This window comes from uncultured Paraglaciecola sp. (assembly GCF_937123705.1).
GTDB lineage: Bacteria > Pseudomonadota > Gammaproteobacteria > Enterobacterales > Alteromonadaceae > Paraglaciecola.
Map to the genome: position 1 here is coordinate 1 of NZ_CAKZKO010000066.1, position 7,844 is coordinate 7,844.

5 protein-coding genes and 1 pseudogene are annotated in these 7,844 nt (G+C 45.5%); all 6 read right to left on the bottom strand.

Annotated elements, in window-relative coordinates:
- Positions 1–176: 176 nt before the first annotated feature.
- Positions 177–4,133, bottom strand: a complete 3,957-nt coding sequence (locus Q0688_RS10615) for a hypothetical protein (protein WP_299075833.1) — start codon at positions 4,131–4,133, stop codon at positions 177–179.
- Positions 4,134–4,831: 698 nt separating this feature from the next.
- Complete coding sequence (locus Q0688_RS10620; RefSeq protein WP_299075836.1) at positions 4,832–5,038, bottom strand: hypothetical protein; 207 nt, start codon at positions 5,036–5,038, stop codon at positions 4,832–4,834.
- 125 nt (positions 5,039–5,163) lie between these two features.
- Positions 5,164–5,622: a DUF4442 domain-containing protein gene (locus Q0688_RS10625; RefSeq protein WP_299075839.1), complete on the bottom strand. Its 459-nt coding sequence runs from the start codon at positions 5,620–5,622 to the stop codon at positions 5,164–5,166.
- Complete coding sequence (locus Q0688_RS10630) at positions 5,619–6,617, bottom strand: NAD(P)-dependent alcohol dehydrogenase (protein ID WP_299075842.1); 999 nt, start codon at positions 6,615–6,617, stop codon at positions 5,619–5,621. Before Q0688_RS10630 ends, Q0688_RS10625 begins: the two co-directional genes overlap by 4 nt.
- A gap of 83 nt (positions 6,618–6,700) precedes the next feature.
- Complete coding sequence (locus tag Q0688_RS10635; protein ID WP_299075845.1) at positions 6,701–7,369, bottom strand: TetR/AcrR family transcriptional regulator; 669 nt, start codon at positions 7,367–7,369, stop codon at positions 6,701–6,703.
- Between the two features lie 38 nt (positions 7,370–7,407).
- Positions 7,408–7,844 (bottom strand): annotated as a pseudogene (locus Q0688_RS10640) (UDP-N-acetylenolpyruvoylglucosamine reductase); the annotation flags it as partial.

The following is a 7,844-nucleotide window of genomic DNA, read 5'->3' on the forward strand; positions in this document are numbered from 1 at the left end:
TATGAAATACTAGCTCTATTTTGAGTATTCATCTTCCCCCTTATGGGTGAATCCTACTTGAATAACACGCTGGGCATAAAAAAACCAAACAAAAAAATGCCCGCCACCGTTTGGTGACAGGCATTGTCATGGATATTGTAACGAGCCTTTTTATTGACTCGTAATTAGACGATTAATTAAGGCGCCTCCATAGTCATCAGGCTATTCAGGTTGTCGTTATCCTGACACCAAAGGGTTGCTTCATCGCGCCCCTGATTGTTGTTGTAAGCACTGTTGTACCAGCTGAGAATCGATACTGCTCCAGTACAATTCTGACCACCTCCGCTGGTGATTGTGGTGAAGTCGCCTAGGTTGCTATTATCAGGGTTCACTTTTACCATGCCTTTATTCTCCGATACCAGATACAGCTCTGCATTGTAGTCAGCGCTAGTATTGGTATTTCGTTTATGCCAGACAATGATGTCCGCCACGTCCCACACTGCATTTGGATTGTAGCTAAGGAATGGCTCAAAAAAATCACCAATAATCTGATCGGTATGATTGGCTGCACTGTTGTAGCGATACAAGGCACTGGTGCCGTTTAACGTTTCATTCGGTTGAGAAACCGCATACACCACCTGGCTGGCGGTTAATGCGGCCATTGCCTGTACGGTACGACTGTTACTGGTATCAACCCGGGTCAACAGATTGTGGCTATTGCTTGCCAGTGTGGTACTGAGGTTACCACTGATACTGCTGTCAAACGTCAGGTTGGCCATGGTAATCAGGTAGCCACTATCCGTACCGCTGACGCCGTTACCGCCGATGGCCAGGTTAAATTCAACGCTATTAGCATTGCGGGTGACATCGGTTAACGCAACATCCTGACAGCTGTTGATGCTCCAGCTGCTGGCCTGTTGCAGCGGCAGTTCAACAATGTCAGTGGCTGCGGAAGCCAGGCGTAATACGGCTTTGGCCGGTGTTGTGCTGTTATCGCAATGGATTAACAGGTCTTCGCCGTCAGCGACATTGATCGCAGTCAGATCAGCGATATCACCGTTCGCCAGTGAGATTACGCTGGTCACATCGATTGAACCCGTATTGCTGGTCAGTTGGGCTTTCAAAATTTCCGAACCCGTGGCCGTCGCTTTAACACTGTACAGCGGGAAGTCTTCGGTCAGCTCGGCACGCTGGTAACCGAGTGGTACTTCCATACCCAGCAATTGATCTTGGCCGGCGCTCCAGCCGGTATCGCTGATGGCTACCTTAAAGAAGTCTTTATCAAAGGTACGGCTGGTTAATTCACGAGTGACCAGGTTGGCGCCATTAGCACCACCTATCATCAGCGTACTGGTGACGGTTTCACGGTCACTGCTGCCGGAAGTGTGACGAACACTAACAATGTCATCGGTTGTCACGGTATGGCTGTAGTTGCCGATATCCGTGGCTGACGTTGCAGTGCCGGTTACCCAGTTGCCGTAGTTAATTTTATAGTCGCCGTTATAAACATTGATTGGGGTGCCATTAACGGCAGAATCAAGGGTGTAACGGCTTTCAATCGCCACGCTCTGAGGGGCAGCGTTCAACTGTGAGCCCAGGTCATTCGGCAGAATTACAGTGCCATCAATATTGTAGCTGTTAAGGTTGCCAATCACCGGATCTGGTGCGGCCAGAGTGGTGACGGAGAAGGTGAATGTTGAGGAGTTGACCGTCAGCACCACATCGGTGGTTTGGTAATAACCACTGCTGGCTTGTGTACGCAGTTTAATACTGTCGCCCGCAGTGATATTGCTGGCCGCGGTATTCGACCAGTTGCCTGTGCCATTCAGTTCATATTCCCCACCACTGACGCTGAGTGTGGCGTTGCCATCAAAGCCAGTCAGGACGACAGAATCACTGGTTGCATAAAGACCTGGAGAGACGTCGGTTTGCACAGTAAATGTGACTGGCGTGGGGGTGGTGCTGGCGGCACGGGTGGTGGAATTAAAGATGGTGACGTAGCTGCCCAGCGTCACTTCCACTCCTTCGGAATCCGAAAAATCCTCCGAACTGGTGTGCGATACAGTAAAGCTCTCGCCAGCTTGTACTTGTACGCTGGTGGGGTAATCCGTGCCATTGAGGCGAATGGTACCGCCGCGAACGCTTAACGTCAGCGTGCCATCAAAACCTGTCAGAGTCACGGCATTACTGGTTTGCAGTGTATCGGGCTCAACATCGGTTAAGGCAGTAAAGGTGAAGCTATCCGGTGTGGTGTCCTCGACTTTGGTGGTGGTGGTAAAGGTATAGCTCTCACTATTGACCATCAGAGTGGTGATGGTATCCGTTTCATAATCGCCAGCCGTGGTTTGACGCAGACGCAGGGTATCCCCTGGCTGAATGATCGCACTGGTTGCCCAAGCGTCGGAACCGACCTGCATTTCACCATTGCTGACGCTCGCTGTCAGGCTGCCTTCAAAACTATCGGCGGTGACGGCATTACTGGTCACTACGGTGGCCGTATCCTGATCGCTCAGACTGGTAAATGCAATGCCATCGGGTGTCACATCCCTTTCACGGGTAGTGCTGCTGAAGTCGGCAAATGCGGCACCGGCAACCGTCATATTGGTCACTCTGCTGGTATTAAAATCCGACGAGGCGGTATGACGTAAACGTACACTGTCACCACTGCTCACTGAGCCACTGCTGACCCAGCTACCATTATTAATTTGCAGTTCGCCACCACTCACGGTAACCGGCTGACTGCCTTCAAAACCTGTCAGCGTGACGGCGTTACTTGTCTGGGTCTCGCCCGGATTTGCATCGCTGAGTGAGGTAAAGGTGACCGCATCCGGTGTGCTGTCCTGATCGCGGACGGTGATAGCAAACACGGCTTGTTTATTTCCCAGGGTGACAACCGTTGAGGTCTGGCTGCCAAAGCTGGGAGGACTGGTCAGGCGGATTTTAACTAGGTCGCCACTGCTGACATTGGCGGTGGCACCGGCGGCAGATGATGTACCGTTAACGATTAAAATCGCACCGTTGTTGGCACTTAATGGCAGCTGACCATCAAAGCCTGCCAGTATAATTTCGTTACTTTCTACTTGGGTCGATGGCTCGACATCGCTGTTGGCACTAAAGCCGATTGTGTTTGGGGTAACGTCTTTGGCACGAGTGGTGGAAGAAAAACTGGCCTGAGTGCCATTAATATTCACTATGGTTATGATTGCAGTTTCAAAATCTGCCGAAGATGTGTGGCGCAGACGTAAGGTATCACTTGAATTAATCGCGCCACTGGCTGCCCAGTTGCCGTTATTTAATTGCAGTTCACCATTGGTGACACTGATGGTCAATGGTCCATCAAAACCGCCAACCGTCAATACGTTACTCTGAATAACCTGTCCTGGCTCGACATCAGTTTGAGCCGCAAAACTCAGCGCATCTGGTGTGGTATCAGCTGCGCGAGTGGTGGTAGTGAAAGTAACCGCATTACCCGGGTTTGTTCCGAGAGTCAGTGTGGTGACGTTATCGGTCATAAACGCATTGGCAGCTTGCTGGCATACCTTGATGGTATCGCCTGAATTAACGTTGAACGACCCAGTGGTGGGTTGCTGAGCATTATTGAGCAGTACCCAGCCATTATTGACGCTGGAAGACAGCGGGCCGTCAAATCCGTTTAAGGTCGCCTCATCACTACAGATGTTCTGTTCCAACTCTCGGCCGGTAAGGCTTGTAAATGCAAACGTATCCGGCTCGGTATCCTGAGCACGAGTGGTAATGCTGAAAGTAGCCGATACATCGTTAATGTCGATCGTCACACTGGCTGTCGTGGCAAAGTCGCTGGGGGCTGTCAGTCGTGCTTTTAGAGTATCGCCTGCCGAGATGCTGGCAGAAGTTACCCAGTTACCACCATTAATCTGAAATTCGCCTTCGCTGGTCGAAATATTCAGCTGACCGTCGAAGCCTCCAACCGTCACGCTATCACTTTCAATAGAAACACCGGGTTCGGCATTAGGCAATCCTATAAAGCTGAAAGCATCCGGGGTAGTATCAATAACTCCCCCTGGCCCACCATTATTTGTATCGTCCTTATTCGAGGAATCACCGCCACACGCCGTCAACGATAGCGAAATTAGTCCTGCTAACAACAATCTATGCTGAGATTTTGGCTTAATCATTAATTAATCCTTTTATTTTCTTATAAAGGAAAATTAAACATCGATTTAAAAGATACATCTTCACCCAGGTGGGTGAAATTGATACTAAGAGAGCCCAAGATTAAAAGCAGTACTCTGGCCAAGCAGTAACTACGTAGACTGAATCGCCCCTAAATTTTCTAGGCACTACCTTGTTTCAAAAAATAGTTCTTTTCATATTCCATTGGCGACAAATATATTCGCTTTAAGCATGCTCTACCAATCATAATTTGTGTATTAACACCCTTTATCTGAATGCACAATAACCTCGTCTTTGTTGAAAAAGTTTCAACAACTCGTGGCAGATATTTGATTTCATTCGGTATCTTTCAAAATCTATTTCTAAGGCCCAACTTTCCATCAGGGAATTCACGCGTGCGCATTTACCTAAATAACGAGGGGCTCGTTATGTCAGCAATCCATATTGATAGCTTACTGATTCTTTCGGACAAACGGGCATGACACTATCTTAATTTTTGCCTCTTATCTTAAAATCAGAAATAGTCGAACTTCCCCTCCTCTTTATATGCCATCAATTAAACATTCATTCAATTGATAGGATCTCGCGCTATTCATAACCCTCAGCTAAGCGACATTGATGAAAACCGTCTCATTTCAACGACCCCTCTACTGCCTCACTAGATCGAGTAACAGCCCCATATAAATTACGTAACACTGACTTACTGATACCAAATCGTAACCGTTAAAGTAGCTGGTTGAAATGAACCGCCGCTTTGCGTCTGCTTAATATCTTTGATTTCTATGGTTGGTTCTTTAGCAAACCATAAGTTGATTTCACTTTCCAGACCAAAATCAGCTTGCTCTATAGGTTTCATCCAGAAGCTGAATTTTGGTTTTAGGACTCTAGTAAAAATTTTAACTTTCATACGTATTTTGAACTCCATTACTCGATATTAATGTTAATCGCTTTACTCATGCTTAATCGAACGCATACAAATCCTAAAAAGCCAGTAAATACTAAGTCTATCGCCTACGAACTATACGTATAGGGCTAGATAGAATTTCTAATATGAATGTGTTTTTCACACACCACATGCACTACGCCCTGTTTATTTGTAAGCCTCACCTCTAGGCACATCCGCGCTTTATTATTGTGGGTCAATTGCTTTTTGAGAGTAAGCAATTCATCATCTGTAATTTGAAAGTGAGCGTACAATGTTCCTTTACTTGGTTTTAAAAAGCATATACTAGCTTGACTATCGATTACCTTATATTGTCGCTCTAGTATTTTATATAACATTACACCATAGATAGGGTCCAACGCCGCATACAAGCTTCCACCCCAAGTAATTCCCATGTGATTTTTAGTTTTCCAGTTACAGGGCAGCTTAATACATACATCCTGAAAGTTGGAAGAGACATAAGTGACCTTAGCACCACTTCCACGATAAGCTGGAAACCAATTGCCAAACCAGCGCCATATTCTCGACTCAAGTGATTCCTTATTCATGTCTGAGTGCGAATAATAATTTTACCCACAGCGCGTTTACTCTGACTGCGCTCATGAGCCTTGGAAGCCTCTGCCATCGAGTAGACAGAATCGACTATTGGCCGGATAGCTTCTTGTTCAATTAAACGAGTTATTTCTCTTAGCTGCACTTGGTTTGGCTTAACCATTACCACACGATTACGAATATGAGAAATTGAAAGCAGAGACATAAACTTACTAACCCAGTGTTTGAATATAAAGCCGGGCGTAGGTAGCGTTGTCACAAAAGTTGCATCCAATGAAAGTAAGTGTCGACAAGTTGTTGGGGAGTTACGGCCAACGGTATCGAAAATAATGTCGTATTCCCCATTTAGTTTTTTTATATCTTGAGTTTTATAATCAAATACACGATTAGCCCCAAGGGACTGAACAAGGGAAATATTCGCCGTGCTGCAAATGCCATCGACGTATACCGTTCTATTTTTTGAAGAAAGCGCTTTTGCGATTTGTACTGCAAAGCTGCCGACACCACCACTGGCACCAATAACCAGCACTCGCTTAGCGTGAGAACTTGATGCAGTAGTTAGTTCAGCATGGTCGACCAATGCTTGCCACGCGGTAAGTGCACATAATGGAACCCCAGCAGCTTGGTCGGTAGAAATGGTATTCGGTGCTAACGCTATGTTCTCAGCAGGAATACTCACTTGATTAGAATAGGTGCCTAAACCATGAGAAGGATTCTTAAGACCATAAACAAGATCTCCTTTTTTAAATCCACTAACACCAGCCCCTGTAGATACAATTCGGCCATAACAATCACTGCCCAGTACTAATGGAAACTTTGGCACTAGAAACTGTAATTGATACCGTCCTGCTCTAATCAAACAGTCGCGTGGGTTCACGCTAGTTGCAAGGTTACTCACTAATACGTCGTTAGTGCCACAGGTAGGTGCTGGCAACTCTCCTCGTAGCAATACATCGGGTTTGCCGTTTCGGGTTTGAAATACAGCTTGCATATTACTATTCCTAATCAAATGACTCTAAAATGTATAAAGCCATAGTCACTGATGACGTCGATTAGTTAAAGTATGATCGTAAATCAATTTTGCGTTTTTGATTTAGGCTTAGAACTGAGATTTGATTGAGGTTCGGCCTTTGATTTAAGTCCAGCTGCTGAATTAGGTATTAGTGCGTTCAGAATCATCCCACCGGTAAAAGCAGCATATTTCTGACGAAAGTCCTGATAGCCCTCCTCACCATAACTATGCTTTAGCGTATCTTGCATCATGCCAGGCAATAAAGTGATCGACATAAAGGCCATGCGAACAACTTCCGCGTTGGTACTTCGATCTATTTTTCCTTCTTTTATCACCTGCACTACCCAGTCTTTAATGGTGCGCTGTTCATACTCAAACATCTCGTGAAGAAAGTGGCTGCCAGGACCTTGTCTTAACAAGTAAGTTTTGGCTATAAACTTCGGCATGTTAGGGTTATCTTCATAAATCGACATGACCTGATTTATAATATGCGTAAAATCCAAAAGTTCTTCTTGCATAATAACGCCCTGCAAGATATCTAATATACGCCCATATTCGCGCTTGATCATTGCTTCGAACAAGCCTTGCTTATTATTGAAGTAATACTTGATCATACCGCTACTAGTACCAGCGTGTTTTGCTAAGGTTCGAATGCTTACACTATGAAAATCTTTCTCTAGAAACAATTCACACGCACAATCTAATAAACGATCTGGTATACCATCTGTCATAATGAAGGCTCTTTCTAGATACCTAGTTAATTAATCGTTTAATAAAATGCTTGTGGCTCTGGTTGCAGCAAAATACCAAACTTATTTTTCACGTCCATTTGGACAGCGTGTTGAATAGCAATTAAGTCTTGCTGACTCGCGCCGGGCTTTAACGTTAAAACCAGTGCTTGTTGGTCGTGCATTTTTGCTAAGCCTAACGATTTACCTCTCCAGCCACATTGATCAATTAACCAACCTGCTGCAATTTTTAAAACTGAATCATTATTTGCTACCGGGTACGCGGGTAGATTAGGAAACTGAGTTAACAACTCATCTGCTTGAGATTTTGGAATGATTGGATTGGTAAAAAAAGAGCCTGCATTGGGAATTTTATTCGGGTCAGGTAATTTACTATTACGTACGTCCATTACCCAATCTGCTATTTGTTTAGCGGTTAAAGACTTGGGATCTAGCTGCTCAGCCATGGTATTTAACG